General features: G+C 71.8%; 11 protein-coding genes and 2 pseudogenes. 7 read left to right on the forward strand and 6 right to left on the reverse strand.

Annotation, left to right across the window (positions count from 1 at the left end; translation table 11 throughout):
• Positions 1-149 precede the first annotated feature (149 nt).
• The gene (locus A6A29_RS01890; protein WP_073718141.1) at positions 150-1,784 is read left to right on the forward strand and encodes an N-acyl-D-amino-acid deacylase family protein; all 1,635 of its coding nucleotides are present in this window, start codon (positions 150-152) and stop codon (positions 1,782-1,784) included.
• Between the two features lie 45 nt (positions 1,785-1,829).
• Here A6A29_RS01890 and A6A29_RS01895 read toward each other — a convergent pair whose 3' ends face one another.
• Positions 1,830-2,672 carry a siderophore-interacting protein gene (locus tag A6A29_RS01895; protein ID WP_073718142.1) on the reverse strand — a complete coding sequence of 281 codons (843 nt, stop codon included), beginning with the start codon at positions 2,670-2,672 and terminating at the stop codon, positions 1,830-1,832.
• Between the two features lie 83 nt (positions 2,673-2,755).
• On the opposite strand from A6A29_RS01895, the gene A6A29_RS01900 reads away from it, so the two are divergent.
• Positions 2,756-3,592, forward strand: coding sequence for a TetR/AcrR family transcriptional regulator C-terminal domain-containing protein (locus tag A6A29_RS01900; RefSeq protein WP_073718143.1), 837 nt, complete (start codon positions 2,756-2,758; stop codon positions 3,590-3,592).
• A 56-nt stretch (positions 3,593-3,648) separates the two neighbouring features.
• Here the strand turns inward: A6A29_RS01900 and A6A29_RS01905 are convergent, their stop codons facing one another.
• Entirely contained in the window at positions 3,649-4,527 is an 879-nt protein-coding gene (locus A6A29_RS01905; protein WP_073718144.1) for a S1 family peptidase, read from the reverse strand.
• Positions 4,528-4,622: 95 nt separating this feature from the next.
• On the reverse strand, positions 4,623-5,096 hold the full coding sequence (locus A6A29_RS01910) for a winged helix-turn-helix transcriptional regulator (RefSeq protein ID WP_073718145.1): 474 nt from the start codon (positions 5,094-5,096) through the stop codon (positions 4,623-4,625).
• A gap of 94 nt (positions 5,097-5,190) precedes the next feature.
• Here A6A29_RS01910 and A6A29_RS01915 point away from each other — a divergent pair.
• From A6A29_RS01915 to A6A29_RS01930, 4 genes and pseudogenes are all read left to right on the forward strand, one after another.
• Positions 5,191-6,024: pseudogene (locus tag A6A29_RS01915) on the forward strand (NAD(P)-dependent oxidoreductase).
• 102 nt (positions 6,025-6,126) lie between these two features.
• The gene (locus A6A29_RS01920) at positions 6,127-6,939 is read left to right on the forward strand and encodes an arylamine N-acetyltransferase family protein (protein ID WP_073718146.1); all 813 of its coding nucleotides are present in this window, start codon (positions 6,127-6,129) and stop codon (positions 6,937-6,939) included.
• A gap of 241 nt (positions 6,940-7,180) precedes the next feature.
• Positions 7,181-8,392 (forward strand): pyridoxal phosphate-dependent aminotransferase, encoded by a 1,212-nt coding sequence (locus tag A6A29_RS01925; RefSeq protein ID WP_073718147.1) that lies wholly within the window; start codon positions 7,181-7,183, stop codon positions 8,390-8,392.
• Between the two features lie 81 nt (positions 8,393-8,473).
• A pseudogene (locus A6A29_RS01930) lies at positions 8,474-8,836 on the forward strand (SCO4983 family protein); the annotation flags it as partial.
• A 187-nt stretch (positions 8,837-9,023) separates the two neighbouring features.
• Here the strand turns inward: A6A29_RS01930 and A6A29_RS01935 are convergent.
• Together A6A29_RS01935 and A6A29_RS01940 are read right to left on the reverse strand one after the other, a co-directional pair.
• Entirely contained in the window at positions 9,024-10,754 is a 1,731-nt protein-coding gene (locus A6A29_RS01935) for an Ig-like domain repeat protein (protein WP_241838292.1), read from the reverse strand.
• Between the two features lie 299 nt (positions 10,755-11,053).
• Positions 11,054-12,886: a phosphoenolpyruvate carboxykinase (GTP) gene (locus A6A29_RS01940; RefSeq protein ID WP_073718148.1), complete on the reverse strand. Its 1,833-nt coding sequence runs from the start codon at positions 12,884-12,886 to the stop codon at positions 11,054-11,056.
• Positions 12,887-13,097: 211 nt separating this feature from the next.
• Between A6A29_RS01940 and trhA the strand changes: the two genes are divergently transcribed.
• The gene (gene trhA / locus A6A29_RS01945) at positions 13,098-13,787 is read left to right on the forward strand and encodes a PAQR family membrane homeostasis protein TrhA (protein ID WP_073718149.1); all 690 of its coding nucleotides are present in this window, start codon (positions 13,098-13,100) and stop codon (positions 13,785-13,787) included.
• Positions 13,788-13,918: 131 nt separating this feature from the next.
• Here the strand turns inward: trhA and A6A29_RS01950 are convergent, their stop codons facing one another.
• Positions 13,919-15,940 (reverse strand): thioredoxin domain-containing protein, encoded by a 2,022-nt coding sequence (locus A6A29_RS01950; RefSeq protein ID WP_073718150.1) that lies wholly within the window; start codon positions 15,938-15,940, stop codon positions 13,919-13,921.
• Positions 15,941-15,960: the final 20 nt, after the last annotated feature.

Consider the following 15,960-nt stretch of genomic DNA (forward strand, 5'->3'; position numbering starts at 1 on the left):
GCCCACCCGGGGCGCTCTCCCTACGGGGGGGCGCCCCCTCGGACAAGGCCCCCGCCCCCAGGCGGGCCCAGCCCGCCGGGCCCGCCTGCCCGTCCCGCCCGTCCTGCCCGTCCCGCCCGTCCCGCCCGTCCCCGAAAGGTGACACCCCCATGGACCTGGTCATCCGCGACGCGCTGGTCGTCGACGGCACCGCCGCCCCCGCCCACCGCGCCGACGTAGCCGTCGACGGCGGCCGGATCACCGAGATCCACGCCGAGGGCGCCCCCGGCCCGCGCCCCACCGCCACCCGCACCCTCGACGCCGACGGTCTCGCCCTCTCCCCCGGCTTCATCGACATGCACGCCCACAGCGACCTGGCACTGCTGCGGGACCCGGACCACAGCGCGAAGGCGGCGCAGGGCGTCACCCTCGAAGTGCTGGGCCAGGACGGCCTGTCGTACGCCCCCGTCGACGACCGCACGCTCGCCGAGGTACGTCGCTCCATCAGTGGGTGGAACGGCGGGGCCCCCGAGGACACGGGCGTCGACTTCGACTGGCGCACGGTCGGCGGCTATCTGGACCGGCTCGACAACAACTTCGGCGGCCAGGGCATCGCGGTCAACGCCGCCTACCTCGTCCCGCAGGGCACGGTCCGGATGTACGCCGTGGGGTGGGACGACCGGCCCGCCACCGAGGCCGAGCTGAACCGGATGAGGGAGCTGGTCGCCCAGGGCATGGCCGAGGGCGCGGTCGGCATGTCCTCGGGGCTGACGTACACCCCCGGGATGTACGCGGACGACGCCGAACTCACCGAGCTGTGCCGGGTGGTGGCCCGGTACGACGGCTACTACTGCCCGCACCACCGCTCGTACGGCGCGGGCGCGCTGGCGGCGTACGAGGAGATGGTGCAGCTCACCCGTAACGCGGGCTGCGCCCTCCATCTCGCCCACGCCACCATGAACTTCGGCGTGAACAAGGGGAAGGCGCCGGATCTGCTGACCCTGCTCGACGGCGCCCTGGCCGCGGGCGCCGACATCTCCCTGGACACCTACCCGTACACTCCCGGCTGCACGACGCTCGTCGCGTTGCTGCCGAGCTGGGCGAGCGAGGGCGGCCCGGAGTCGGTCCTCACGCGTCTCGCGGACGGGGCGACGGCGGAGAAGATACGGCACCACCTGGAGGTGCTGGGCTCGGACGGCTGCCACGGGGTGCCGATCGAGTGGGACACCATCGAGATCTCGGGCGTCGGCGCACCGGGGCTGGCCGATTATGTCGGCCGTACGGTGGCGGAGTCGGCCCGGCTGCGCGGCGAGGCCCCCTGGCTGACCGCGCGGCGGCTGCTGACGGAGGACCGGCTCGGCACGACGATCCTCCAGCATGTCGGACACGAGGAGAACGTCCAGCAGATCATGCGCCACCGGGTGCACACCGGGGGCAGCGACGGCATCCTCCAGGGGGAGAAGCCGCACCCGCGCGCGTACGGCACGTTCCCGCAGTATCTCGGCCGCTACGTCCGCGAGCTGGGCATCCTGTCGCTGGAGGAGTGCGTCGCCCATCTGACGTCCCGCCCGGCCGCCCGGCTGCGGCTGGCGGACCGCGGCCTCGTCCGCGAGGGCTACCGCGCCGACCTGGTCCTGTTCGACCCGGCGACCGTGGCGGCGGGATCGACGTTCGAGGAGCCGCGCACCTTGCCGGTGGGCATCCCGCACGTACTGATCGACGGCCGCTTCGTCATCGAGGACGGCCGGCGGACCTCGGTCCTGGCGGGACGGTCGATACGGGGCGCGGGGAGCGTACGGCGCTGAGGAACGGGGCGAACGGGAGCGTACGGGGCTGAGGAACCGGGCGGGTCAGGTTCCGGCCGCCCGCTCGCGGGCCCAGGCCAGGTCCTCCTCGGTCGGGGCGTCGTCCTGGGTGAGCCTGCGCCGCCAGTAGCCGCTGAACTCCACCGACTCCTTGGGCAGCCGCCGCTCCTCGACCAGATGGCGGCGCAGCGCCCGGACCTCCCCCGCCTCCCCCGCGATCCACGCGGCGCCCGCCCCGTCGCCGGGGAGCCGTGCCGCGCGGACCGCCCCGAGCAGCGAACCGCCCCGGTCGCGGTGCACCCAGTGCACGCCCACCCCGGCGGCGGACGGCAGCTCCTGCTCCTCGGCCGCGTCCGCGACCTCGATGTACGCCAGGGCCCGCGCCCCGGCCGGCAGCGCTTCGAGCAGCGTGCCGATCGCCGGGAGCGCGGTCTCGTCACCGGCGAGCAGCAGCCAGTCGGACGCGGGCAGCGGGCGGGCGTACATCGAGGAGGGCCCGACCATGCCGAGCACATCGCCGGGGCGGGCGGCCGAGACCCAGCGGGTGGCGGGGCCGGTGTCGCCGTGGAGCACGAAGTCGACGGTCATCGCGTTGCGTCCGCGGTCGTAGGAGCGGACGGTGAAGCCGCGCATCCAGGGGCGTTCGCTCTCGGGGATCGCCAGGTACGCCTCGTACCAGCGCATCCCGTAGGTGTCGTCGGCGTCCTGCCGGGGCAGCCGGGGCACCCGCTGCCCCTCGCGCGGGAGGCAGAGCTTCATCTGCTGGTCGGGGCGGTCCTCCATGAGGACCGGCAGGTCCTCCCCGGTGAAGGTGACGCGCGCCGTCCTGGGGGTGACCCGACGGACGTCCGTGACCTGTACATATGTGACCGACAGCGCCTGACTCATCGGGCCGGGCCCCTCTCCCACTGATACCTTACGAGGTAAAGAATTACCCGGCCGAAGTTACTTTATGGCGTAAGGAGTCGCAAGTGGTGGTCTTTGCCGGGCAGGGTGACGCCCGCCGTTCCCTCTCCCTGCTGTGGCGCGGGGACGCTCCGGCACAGCCGCACGGCGGGCCGGGACCCAAGCCCCGGCTGAGCGTGGACGCGATCGTCGCCGCCGCCGTCACGGTCGCCGACACGGAGGGCATGGCCGCACTCTCGATGCGCGCGGTGGGCGACCGGCTCGGCCGGACGGCGATGGCGCTCTACACCTACGTCCCGGGCAAGAGCGAACTGCTGGACCTCATGTACGACGCGGTACACGCCGAACTCCCCGCGCACTACCCGGAGTCGGCCGACTGGCGGGCCTCGCTCACCGCCTGGGCGCGGGACCTGCTGGAGTTCTGCGTCCGCCACCCCTGGGTGCTCCAGGTCTCCCGGGCCCGTCCGGTGCTGGGCCCGCACGAGTACGCGGGCCTGGACACGCTCGTCCGGCTGCTCCAGGGGACCGGGCTCGATGCCCGGGTCCTGCGGCGGCTGGTGGGGACGCTGTTCCACTTCGTGCGCGGCGCGGCGGGGACGGTGGCCGATTCCCGGCAGGCGGCGGCGGTGACCGGCAGTTCGGACGAGGAGTGGTGGGCGGCCCGCGCGGCGGTGCTCGGCGAGATCGCCCCGGACTTCGCGCACCGCTTCCCCGCCGTGAGCCGGCTGGAGCGCGAGGGCACGCCGGACGCGCCGTCGGCCGACGACCCGGTGCCGTATCCGGAGCGGGAGGCGCGCGAGACGTTCCGGGTGGGCCTGGAGGTGCTGCTGGACGGCATCGGCGCACGCGTCACCGCACACGAAGCACACGAAGCCGACAACGCGAACGCCGCACGGGCCTGAGTCACGGCCCGTGCGGCGTCCGCGGTGTCTAACGTGCGATTACGGGAGTGACAGGGTTACGGCTTGGGCAGGGCGCAGCCGGCCCGGTTCAGGTCGATCTTGCTACCCGCGCCTATGCACGGGACCATGTTGTACGTCTGCTGGGCGTAGTTGATGCCTTCGCGGACGGTCACGTTGCCGCTCTCGTCGACCTCGCACGGGTTGTTGTCCGTGCACTGCTGACCGTCCTCATTGCCCGTGTTGTTGACGGCGACCACCTTGCCGGTCGCGTTGTTGATCACCGGGGAGCCGGACGTACCGCCGATGGTCTGGCAGGCGGAGGTGTAGCGGACCGAGTCCTTCCAGGTCCACTGGCCCTCCTTCAGGCGGTAGGCGAAGCCGTCGACGTTGCAGCCGTACGTGCGCTTCCAGTACCCGGAGACGACGGTGATCGCGGCGCCCGCCGTCGGGTGGGCGGTCTCCAGCTCCAGCGCCTTGATGCCGTAGCTGCTCTCGATCTGGGCGTAGGTCCTGGTGAGCTGGTACAGCGAGATGTCCGTGTCGGTCATCGTGCCGTAGGCGATCTTGCTGGCCCGCAGGGTGCCGACGCCGCTGCCCGCGGCGTTGAGCAGGGTGAACGAGCGGGTGGACGGCTGGTTGAGCACGACCTGGCCGGGGCCCGGGAAGCCGGACTCCATGCAGTGCCCGTTGGAGAGCACGAGGGCGGGGTCGGTGGGCTGCGAGCCGGGTGCGCGGACCACGGAGCCGGAACAGTTGCTCAACGCCACGGTCCCGGCGAAGTTGACCGCCTTGGGCTTGGCCGTGGCATGCGCGTCGCCCGAAACCTTCGCTTCGGCCTTGACTCCGGGCGGCGCCGGGGACGCCGCGACAGCGGGCGCGACCCCCGCTCCCAGGAGCAGGACAGCGAGGAATGCACCGACGAGAGGCTTCTTCATGGGGGGTCCCCTCCAGTGATGTCAGTGACCGGAAATCTTCCGGTTTTTGACATGCGCATGTTGGCGTACATGCGGGGACGCCACAAGGGGCGAATTCAAGCCGTCCGTACGGCACTACGGCGGGCCGCCGACCGCGCACCGCGTACCGGGCCCGGCCCGGCCGCCGAATCGCCCCCGTACCCCGGCCCGTTCGCGCGGTCGTCCCCGACCTCGGACCGGTCGGCCGGCTCGGGCTCCTCGCCGCCCCGGCGGATGTGGTCCCGCCCCCAGGAACCGAGCGGGCCCAGCGCCTCGTTCAGCGTGAAGCCGAGCGGAGTCAGCGAATACTCGACGCGGGGCGGCACTTCGGCGTGCACCTCGCGGTGCACGATGCCGTCGTCCACCAGCTCCTTCAGATGGGAGCTGAGCACCTTCTCCGTCACCCCGGGCACCTGCCTGCGCAGCTCACCGAAACGGCAGGTGCCCTCGTTGAGCGCCCAGAGGATCAGCACTTTCCACTTGCCGCCGATCACATCCATGGCCGCGTCGATCCCGCAGACGAACGGCCCGGGCCGTCGTACGAATCCCATCGTCCCCCTCCCACCAGGTCACTGACCGCGAGGTAACCACCCACTCCGAAGTGGGTACTTGAGCCTCCCGAAGCTTTCGATCAGCCTAGTCTTCATGCCCGACAACACCTCTGAAAAGACCCGGATCAGCCTTCTCGGGCTCGGTGCCATGGGCACCGCGCTCGCCCGTACCTGGCTCGCCGCCGGGCACCCCCTGACCCTCTGAAACCGCAGCCCGGGCCGGTCCGCCGCACTCGCCGCCGACGGAGCGCGGGTGGCCGCGACAGCCGCCGAGGCCGTGGCCGAGAACGGTCTCGTCGTGCTCTGCCTGCTGGACGACGCCTCGGTCGGCGACGCACTGGCCGACGCCGATCTCACCGGCAAGGACCTCGTCGACCTCACCACCACCACCCCGGCCGAGGCGCGGGAACGCGCGCAGTGGGCGGCCGGGCGCGGCGCCCGCTTCCTGGACGGCGGGATCATGGCGGTCCCGTCGATGATCGGCGCGCCGGGCTCCGGCGGCTATGTCCTCTACAGCGGGTCCCGCGAGCTGTTCGAGGACCGCAAGGACGTACTGGCCGTGCCCGCCGGTACGAAGTACGTGGGGGCGGACGCCGGATTCGCCGCCCTGTACGACGTGGCGCTGCTGAGTGCGATGTACGGGATGTTCGCCGGGATCTCGCACGCCTTCGCGCTGGTGCGTGAGGAGGAGATCGAGGCCGGGGAGTTCGGCTCGCTGCTGGCGGACTGGCTCATCGCCATGGCCCCGCACGCCCGTTCGTTCGCCGCCGGTCCGGACGGCGGCGACCCCGCGGACCAGGACACGACCAGTCCCGCGGTGGTGGCCGCGGGCCATGCCACGCTGCTGCGCACCGCCGTGGAGCAGGGCGTCGGCACCGGTCCGCTGACCGCGTTCATGGCCGCCCCGGGAGAGGGCGCGGCCGGCTGAACCGGCGCACGGAGCCCGGCCGCCCGAGGGACCCGCCCCGCAGCCGGGTTGCGGAGCGGCCGGAAATGGCCCGGCACCGCCCCGGCTGCGTACCGTCGTCGTATGACACTCGACCTCGACGCGTACTTCGCCCGCATCGGCTGGAAAGGGGAACCCCGCCCCACCGTGGAGGTGCTGCGCTCCGTGCACCGCGCCCACATGCTGGGCATCCCGTTCGAGAACCTGGAACCGGTCCTCGGCTCCGCGCCCTCCCTGGCGCTCGCCGATCTGGAGGCCAAGCTCGTCCTCGGCGGGCGCGGCGGGTACTGCTACGAGCACAACACCCTGCTCTCGGCCGTGTTGAAGAGGCTCGGCTTCACGGTGACGCTGCTCGCCGCCCGGGTGCTGCTGGGGGCCGCCCCCGGTGACATCCGGCCCCGGACGCACATGCTGATGCGGGTGGACGTGCCGGGCGGGGACACTCCCTGGCTGGCCGACGTCGGCTTCGGAGCCGTGAGCGCACTGCTGGAGCCGATCCCGCTGGTGGCGGACGCGGAGCTGTTCGACGGCCCGCGCCACCACCGGCTCGTGCACACCCCGCACGACGGGCCGCTGGAGCTGTGGGAGCTGCAGACGGAGAAGGGCGGCGCCTGGGAGCCGCAGTACGCCTTCACGCTGGAGCCGTTCGAGGCGCCGGACTTCGACGTGATCAACTGGCACATCGCGACCAACCCCCGCTCGCCGTTCCAGCAGGCGGTGTACGCCCAGCTCACGCGGCCGGGCTCCCATCTGGCCCTGTCGGGTCTCGATCTGGTCGAGACGGCCGACGACGGCACGGTCACGGAGCGGCAGCTGCCGGATTCGGCCGAGGCGCTCCGCGTCCTGCGGGACGACTTCGGCATCCGCGTCCCGGAGGGGACCCGGCTCCCGGAGTGACGGGCCGGGTCCGGACTCGGTCCCGCGGCGGCTCCCGCGGCGATCACGTGGCCCATCTCACCCGCCCCCGCCCGCCGCGCCCGCATTCCAAGCCCGTGCGCCGTCCCGGCCAGGGTTCCCACGGTCCGGGCGGGGGGACACATTCCGTTGGAAGCCGGGCCGCTCCGGCGGCTCCCCCGTCAGGAGCAGCGGGCGGGCAATCTCCGCGCACCGCGTGAAACACGGTCGTAAGCTCGCAGACATGCAGGTCATCCAGTCCACGAAGCTCGCCAACGTCTGTTACGAAATCCGGGGCCCCGTGCTGGAGGAGGCGATGCGGCTGGAAGCGGCCGGTCAGCGCATCCTCAAGCTCAACACCGGCAACCCTGCCGCGTTCGGGTTCGAGTGCCCGCCCGAGATCCTCGAAGACATCCTGCGCAACCTCTCCGGGGCGCACGGCTACGGCGACGCGAAGGGCCTGCTGTCCGCGCGCCGTGCGGTGATGCAGCACTACCAGACCAAGGGGATCGACCTCGACGTCGAGGACATCTACCTCGGCAACGGTGTCTCCGAGCTGATCCAGATGTCGATGCAGGCGCTGCTCGACGACGGCGACGAGGTGCTCGTACCCGCTCCGGACTATCCGCTGTGGACCGCCTCGGTCTCGCTGGCGGGCGGGACGGCCGTGCACTACCGCTGCGACGAGCAGTCCGACTGGATGCCCGACCTGGCCGACATCGAGCGGAAGATCACCGACCGCACCAAGGCCATGGTGATCATCAACCCGAACAACCCGACCGGCGCGGTGTACGACGACGAGATGCTGCGCGCGCTGACGGAGATCGCCCGGCGGCACCATCTGATCGTCTGCTCCGACGAGATCTACGACCGGATCCTGTACGACGGCGCCACCCACACGCCGACCGCGGCGATCGCCCCCGATCTGATGGTGCTGACCTTCAACGGTCTCTCCAAGAACTACCGGGTGGCCGGTTACCGCTCCGGCTGGATGGCCGTCTGCGGGCCGAAGGCGCACGCCACCTCGTACATCGAGGGGCTGACGATCCTCGCCAATATGCGGCTGTGCGCCAACATGCCCTCGCAGCACGCGGTGGCCACCGCGCTCGGCGGGCGGCAGTCGATCAACGACCTGGTGCTGCCCGGCGGGCGCATCCTGGAACAGCGCGACGTGGCGTACGACCTGCTGACGTCGATCCCCGGGGTGACCTGTGTGAAGCCGAAGGGGGCGCTGTATCTCTTCCCCCGGCTCGACCCCAAGGTCTACAAGATCAAGGACGACCGGCAGATGGTGCTCGATCTGCTGCGGGCCGAGAAGATCATGGTCGTGCAGGGTACGGGGTTCAACTGGCCGGAGCCCGATCACTTCCGGGTCGTCACCCTGCCGTCGGTCGAGGACCTGACCGACGCGGTGACCAGAATCGGCAGCTTCCTGGACGGCTACGGTCAGCCGTAGGGCAACTACTGTCGGATCGCACACAACTTTAGACTGAATCCAAGCTAGGATGGCTTCACAGCAATACGCAGGAGGCCATCCATGTACGAGCCGATCCGCACCAAATCGGTCCACACACCGGCCGACGACGCCGACTTCCCGCACCGCACCCGCGAGGAGGAGCTGGACATCCAGCTCGCCGGGCATCTGGGCGCACTGCTCGCGGTCACCGACGAGCTGGGGCTCGGTGCGGCGGGCGACCGCATCGCCGAGCAGGTGGCCCGGCTGCGCGGTGCGCCGCCCGCCCGGCACGCCGGCCTGACCAAAGCGCCCCCGGCCGCACTGCACCGCCGCGCCCACGCCCTCGCGGGCCGCGCGCTGGTGGTGGCCGCCGCCCGCGCCGACACGGCGGCGGCGATCCTCTCCGCGGAGCGCATGGACGCCCACACGGCGGCGGCCTCCGCCCGGTCCGGAGCGGCGCCCGACTCCGCGTCCGCACCCGACTCCGCGTCCGCCCCCGGCGTACCGTCCGACGCCACTTCGTCCGACACCGTCCCCGCCGCCTCGCGGCTGGTCGGGGCCCACTGACGGCCCCGGTCCACGGGCCGTCGAGGCGCGTGGACCGGGTGCCACCCACCGGCGGGAGTGCCGGTCAGTCGGCCTTGCGCACCCGCACGGTCGCCGACGCCGTCGAGCCGCTGTGCAGCGCGTCGCCCGCGTAGCCGACCGCGTACGTCACCTGGCCGTTCGCCCGCGGCAGGTCATTGATCCGGAACGTGCCGTCGGCCGCGACCGCCGCCGACGTCAGGATGCCGGTGCCCTTCTTGTCGGTGCGCTCCACGGACAGGGTGATCCCGGCCGGAAGGGCGCGGCCCTGCCCGGTCAGCTTGCCGGTGATCTCCAGGGCCTCACCCTTCACGCCCTCCGCCGGAGCGGTCAGCGCGAGCGTGGTCGGCGCCTTGGCCACGGCCACCGCGAGGGTGACGTCCTCCGCCGGGCGGTGGGTGAGGTCACCGGTGAAGGAGACGGTGTATGTGGCGTCGCCGACGAGCGAGGGCACGTCCAGGACGGTGAACGAGCCGTCCGCGTCGACCTCCACGGCGGCGAGCTTGCGGTCACCGTTCGCGTCTCGGCGCACCGCCGACACCTTCACCGGCTCGGCGGAGGCGGGGCCGTCCAGCTCCAACCGCCCCCGGATACCGAGGGGTTCACCGACGACGGCCTGCCCCGGGGTCGTACTGAGCGCCCCGGTGAAGCGGGAGTCGTGCTGGGCGGCCGGGGGCTGGATCACATGCAGCCAGTACTCGTTGCCGTAGAGATTGGTGGTGACCGCGAAGAGGCGCGCGCCGTCCTGCGACCAGCCGAGGCCGCGCGGGGCGATCCGGTCCCCCTCCAGCGCGCCGTCGAAGGCGAACTCCAGCGGCGTCGTACGGTCCGCCGGGTCGGCCGCCTGCACCAGCAGATCGGCCGTGCTCCCGGCGGCGGAGGCCCCCCGCGCGAGGTACGTGCCGTCGCCGCTGAAGGCGACGGCCGATGCCGTGGCGCCCTCGGGCAGCGGCTGGTACGGGACCGGCGCGTCGGACAGGTCGGCGGCGTCCAGGAGCCGGGTGCCCGCGGCGGCGTCGGCGACCGCGATCCGCTGCCCGTCGGCGGACTGCGCGACGTCCTTCAGGTCCAGCGCGCCCTTGCCCCCGCTGTCGGCGAACCGGCGCTCGGGCCCGCGCACGAGCGTGCTGCCGCTCGCGTCGAACGTGGTGAGGAAGGGGTTGGTGACGCCCGTGGTGCGCGGCTGCCCCATGACGAGGCGGCCGGGTTCCTGCGGGCCGCTCCACAGGCGCAGTCGGCCCAGGTCGTTCCAGCCGGTGCTGACGGCACCGCTGCCCTCGGCCATCCAGAGCCGGCTGTTGCGGTTGTCGCAGTCGCTGGTGGCCGCGGCCTCGGTGTACCACTGCCTGCCGCCGGCGAACGCCACGTCACGCGGGCACTCCACGTGGTAGTTGGCGTACGCCTGGCCGGTGCGGGTCCGGGTCTGTGTGTCGAAGGAGAGGATTCCGGTCGACTGGGAGACGTAGAGCGTGGCGCTGTCCGTGCTGAGCGCCATTCCGGAGGGCGAGGTGTCGGTGGCGAGCGTGCCGACCTTCTCCCCCGCGAAGTTGTACACCTGGACCTGGCCGACGTTGCGGGAGCGGGTGTCGTCGGTGAGGTAGACGCGCTCATGGACGGAGTCGACGACCATCGCCGAGTACGAGGAGACCGGGAGCTTCGCCACCCGGTCCTCGGCCGCCTGAGCGGCGGGTGCGGCCAGCGCGGTCAGGCCCGCGGTGCCGAGGGTCAGCGCGGTCAGGGTCGCCGCGGTACGTATGCGATGCCGGGACTGCTTCAACTTCGTTCCCCCACAGGCTCGGTAGGCCCCCACCTGACGAGCGGGACGCCTTGTGAAGAATGAGTCAACAGAAGTGAAGATCCCGTGCGCAAGGATATGGCGATGCCTGGACGTTCCCGGCGAAAAGGGGCGACCCCCGGAGCCATGAGGGGGGCTCCGGGGGCCGTACCGCGGCGGGCTGTTGGACCCCACAGGTCAGGGCGGATGTCGGAAGACCCGGCCGCGGGGGTCCGGGCGCGGGCGCACCTCGGTGGTGCGCCCGGTGGGCGGCGCCGCGCGGGCGCCGCCCCGGGACGGCGTCAGCCCAGGCGCTCGACCAGCGCGTGGTACTCGTCCCACAGTTCCTTGGGCGTGTGGTCACCGAAGGTGTTGAGGTGATCGGGGACCAACGCGGCCTCCTCGCGCCAGACCTTCTTGTCCACGGTGAGCAGGTAGTCCAGGTCGGACTCGGAGAGGTCCAGGCCCTCGGTGTCCAGGGAGCCCTTGGCGGGCAGGATGCCGATCGGGGACTCGACGCCCTCGGCCCGGCCCTCCAGCCGCTCGACGATCCACTTGAGGACGCGGCTGTTCTCGCCGAAGCCGGGCCACACGAACGTGCCCGCCTCGTTCTTGCGGAACCAGTTCACGTAGTAGATCTTCGGCAGCTTGGCCTGGTCCTTGCCGGCGCCGACCTTGACCCAGTGGTTCATGTAGTCGCCCATGTTGTAGCCGCAGAACGGCAGCATGGCGAACGGGTCGCGGCGCAGCTCGCCGACCTTGCCCTCGGCGGCGGCGGTCTTCTCGGAGGCGACGTTGGCCCCGAGGAAGACGCCGTGCTGCCAGTCGAAGGACTCGGTGACCAGCGGCACGGCCGAGGCGCGGCGGCCACCGAAGAGGATGGCCGAGATCGGCACGCCCTTGGGGTCCTCCCACTCGGGCGCGATGATCGGGCACTGGCCGGCGGGGACGGTGAAGCGGGCGTTGGGGTGCGCGGCGGGCGTGCCGGACTCGGGGGTCCAGTCGTTGCCCTTCCAGTCCGTGAGGTGCGCGGGCGCCTCCTCGGTCATGCCCTCCCACCACACGTCGCCGTCGTCGGTGAGCGCGACGTTGGTGAAGACGGAGTTGCCCCACATGGTCTTCATCGCGTTGGCGTTGGTGTGCTCGCCGGTGCCGGGCGCGACACCGAAGAACCCGGCCTCGGGGTTGATCGCGTAGAGCCGGCCGTCCTCACCGAACCGCATCCAGGCGATGTCGTCGCCGATGGTCTCGACGGTCCAGCCGGGGATCGTCGGCTCCAGCATGGCGAGGTTGGTCTTGCCGCAGGCGCTCGGGAAGGCGGCGGCGACGTACGTGGGGCCCTGGGACTCACCCTTCGGCGGCGTGAGCTTGAGGATCAGCATGTGCTCGGCGAGCCAGCCCTCGTCGCGGGCCATCACGGACGCGATGCGCAGGGCGTAGCACTTCTTGCCGAGCAGGGCGTTGCCGCCGTAGCCGGAGCCGTAGGACCAGATCTCGCGGTCCTCGGGGAAGTGCGAGATGTACTTGGTGGAGTTGCACGGCCACGGAACGTCCTCCTGGCCCTCCTCCAGGGGTGCGCCCAGCGTGTGGACGGCCTTGACGAAGAAGCCGTCGGTGCCGAGCTCGTCCAGGACGGCCTGTCCCATGCGGGTCATGGTGCGCATGGAGACGGCGACGTACGCGGAGTCGGTGATCTCGACGCCGATCGCGGAGAGCGGCGAGCCGACGGGGCCCATGCAGAACGGCACGACGTACATGGTGCGCCCGCGCATGGAGCCGCGGAAGACGCCCTGTTCACCGGTGAAGATCTCCCGCATCTCGGCGGGGGCCTTCCAGTGGTTGGTGGGGCCCGCGTCCTTCTCCAGTGCGGAGCAGATGAAGGTGCGGTCCTCGACACGGGCGACGTCGCTCGGGTCGGACGCGGCGTAGTACGAGTTCGGGCGCTTGGCCTCGTCGAGTTTCGTGAACGTGCCCTTGGCGACGAGCTCCCCGCACAGGCGCTCGTACTCGGCCTCGGAGCCGTCGCACCAGACCACCCGGTCCGGCTCGGTGAGGGCTGCGATCTCGTCGACCCAGGAGACGAGCTCCGGGTGGTTGGTGGGGACAGTGAGGGGAGCCGCGATGTCGCGCGCCACGATCGCTCCTTGTTGAGGGTGTCTGTTGTCAGTTGCCCCGTGGGGGCCGCGACCCGGATGCTTCGAACCTTTCGATTTCCCATGGCGCTCATCCGGTGCCGACCGCACTCATTTGATCATCCGACCGATTCGCCCATATGTCCAGGGGGCCGCACACGTGAGCATCGCCACTCATATCCGATACCTACGGTGGCGTAGGTAGCATGCGGATATGACTTCTGCCGCCGCTGCCGCTGCGCCCGAACCCGTCGCACTCGACCCCGTACCGGTGAAACCGCGGATGCGCGGCTGGCTGCACGCGGGGATGTTCCCCGCGGTCCTGATCGCCGGGGTCACCCTGATCGCCCTCACCGACAGCACCCGCGGCCGGATCGCGTGCACGGTGTACATCGTGAGCGCCTGTCTGCTGTTCGGTGTGAGCGCGATCTACCACCGCGGCACCTGGGGGCCGCGCGGCGAGGCGGTGCTCCGCAGGCTCGACCACGCCAACATCTTTCTGATCATCGCGGGCACCTATACCCCGCTGACCCTGCTCCTCCTCCCGGAGTCCACCGGTCGGCCGCTCCTTTGGGCGGTCTGGGCGGCAGCGGTGGCGGGAATCGCCTTCCGGGTGTTCTGGGTCGGCGCCCCGCGCTGGCTCTACACCCCCTGCTACATCGCGATGGGGTGGGCGGCGGTCTTCTTCCTGCCCGACTTCCTGCGCACCGGTGGAATCGCGGTGCTGGTCCTCGTCGTCGTCGGCGGGCTGCTCTACAGCGCGGGCGGCGTGATCTACGGCATCAAGCGCCCCAACCCGTCACCGCGCTGGTTCGGCTTCCACGAGGTCTTCCACTCGCTGACCCTGGCGGCGTTCGTCGTGCACTACGTCGGCATCTCGCTGGTCGCCTACCAGCACGGCTGAGCGGTCCACCCCGCGGGCGGACAAGCGAGGAAAGGGGCCGAACTCCGGTGGAGTTCGGCCCCTTTTCCGCGCCGGGCCTCAGCGGCCCACGCCCGTGTCGGGCCTCGACGGCCCCTCCCCCGTACCCGGTCTCAGCCGCCCAGCTTCCGCTCCAGCTCGGCCGCGTCCGTCGTCGGCGCGTCACAGACGAAATGCCGGCAGACATACGCGGTCGGCGCCCCGCCCACCTGCGGCCGGTCCACCAGCAGCGGGAACTCCGCACCGGCGTCCGGCCCCTCGCCCGCCGCGACGACCGCACCCGGCGCCCGGCCCAGCAGCGCCGTACGGTGCAGCTCACCGCCGACCGGACCGGCGACGGCCACCTCGCGCGGCCCGTCCAGCAGCGCCTCGGTGACCGCGAGCCCCCAGCCGATGAACCGGGGGGCGCGCGGCGCGAGCGCCTTCACCACCCCCAGGGCACCCTCGGCGGCGGTGCGGTGGGCCTCCGAGCCGGTGTACGCCGCGTAGGAGAGCAGGGCGCCCGCCGCCGCCGTCCAGCCGGCCGGAGTGGCGCTGTCGGTGGGGTCCTGCGGGCGGCGGATCAGCTGCTCGGCGTCGTGCGCGGTGTCGTACAGCTGGCCGCCCTCGCCGGTGAACTGCTCCAGCACGATGTCCAGCAGGAAGCCCGCGAACTCCAGCCAGGCCCCCTCACCGGTGACGGCGGCCAGCGCGAGGAAGCCCTCCGCCACATCGCCGTAGTCCTCCAGCACCCCGGCGTTGGTACCCGTACGCCCGTCCCTGGAGGTCCGCGACAGCCGGGCGACCTCGCCCAGATGGACCCGTACGAGCAGGTCGGCGGCCTCGGTGGCCCGCTCGATCAGATCGGGCCGCCCGAAGTACGCCCCGGTCTCCGCGAGCGCCGCGACGGCGAGCCCGTTCCAGGCGGCGACCACCTTGTCGTCCCGCCCCGGCCGCACCCGCTCCTCGCGCGCCGACAGCAGCCTGGCCCGTACCTCGGCGACCCGCGCGGGGTCCGCCCCGTCCCCGGCCCTCGGCAGCCGGAGGACGGAGGAACCCTCCTCGAAGGTCCCCTCCTCGGTCACGCCGAAGTGCGCGGCGGCGAAGGCGGCATCACTCTCCCCGAGCACCTCGCGCAGTTGCTCGGGCGTCCACACGTAGAACGCGCCCTCGACATGCCTGCCGCTCGCGTCCACGCTGTCGGCGTCCAGCGCGGAGGCGAAGCCGCCCTCGGCCGTCCGCAGCTCGCTCACCATGAAGTCGGCGGTCTCCAGGGCGATCCGGCGGGCCAGATCCGACCCGGTGGCGCGCCACAGATGGGCGTACACGCGGCACAGCAGCGCGTTGTCGTACAGCATCTTCTCGAAGTGCGGGACCACCCATTCCCGGTCCACGGAGTAGCGGGAGAAACCGCCGCCGAGCTGGTCGTAGATCCCGCCCCGGGCCATCGCCTCGCAGGTGTCGGCGGCCATCTGGAGCGCGCCCTCGGCCCCGGTGCGGGCATGGTGCCGCAGCAGGAACTCGATCGCCATGGACGGCGGGAACTTGGGCGCGCCGCCGAACCCGCCGTGCTTCTCGTCGTACTCCCGGGTCAGCCCGAGCAGCGCCTGCGCCGTGTCCGACTCGTCCGGCACGCCCTCGCCGCCATGGGCCAGGGAGCGCCCGGCCAGGTCCCGGACGATGCGCGCGGCCACCTCGGCGACCTCCTCGCGCCGGTCGGTCCACGCGGCGCTGACCCCTTCGAGCACCTGCCGGAAGGAGGGCGAGCCATGGCGGGGCTCGGGCGGGAAGTACGTACCGAAGTAGAAGGGTTCGGCGTCCCCGGTGAGGAAGACGGTCATCGGCCAGCCGCCCTGCCCGGTCGCCGCCTGCACCGCCTCCATATAGACGGCGTCGACGTCGGGCCGTTCCTCCCGGTCGACCTTCACCGGCACGAAGTGCTCATTCAGATAGGCCGCCACGGTCTCGTCCTCGAACGACTCGTGCGCCATCACATGGCACCAGTGACAGCTCGCGTAGCCGACGCTGAGAAGCACCGGCACGTTCCGCCTGCGTGCCTCCTCGAACGCTTCGGGCGACCAGGGCCACCAGTCGACGGGGTTGTCGGCGTGCTGGAGGAGGTACGGGGAGGTGGTCTGCGCAAGTCGGTTGGCCATGCGCCCAATCCTTGCGTACG

Origin of the sequence: Streptomyces sp. TSRI0281 (genome assembly GCF_001905125.1) — a bacterium.
GTDB lineage: Bacteria > Actinomycetota > Actinomycetes > Streptomycetales > Streptomycetaceae > Streptomyces.

Coding starts and splice junctions, on each gene's coding strand:
- A6A29_RS01890 (WP_073718141.1), top strand. CDS start 150: ATGGACCTGGTCATCCGCGACGCGCTGGTCGTCGACGGCACCGCCGCC.
- A6A29_RS01895 (WP_073718142.1), bottom strand. CDS start 2,672: ATGAGTCAGGCGCTGTCGGTCACATATGTACAGGTCACGGACGTCCGT.
- A6A29_RS01905 (WP_073718144.1), bottom strand. CDS start 4,527: ATGAAGAAGCCTCTCGTCGGTGCATTCCTCGCTGTCCTGCTCCTGGGA.
- A6A29_RS01910 (WP_073718145.1), bottom strand. CDS start 5,096: ATGGGATTCGTACGACGGCCCGGGCCGTTCGTCTGCGGGATCGACGCG.
- A6A29_RS01920 (WP_073718146.1), top strand. CDS start 6,127: ATGACACTCGACCTCGACGCGTACTTCGCCCGCATCGGCTGGAAAGGG.
- A6A29_RS01925 (WP_073718147.1), top strand. CDS start 7,181: ATGCAGGTCATCCAGTCCACGAAGCTCGCCAACGTCTGTTACGAAATC.
- trhA (WP_073718149.1), top strand. CDS start 13,098: ATGACTTCTGCCGCCGCTGCCGCTGCGCCCGAACCCGTCGCACTCGAC.
- A6A29_RS01950 (WP_073718150.1), bottom strand. CDS start 15,940: ATGGCCAACCGACTTGCGCAGACCACCTCCCCGTACCTCCTCCAGCAC.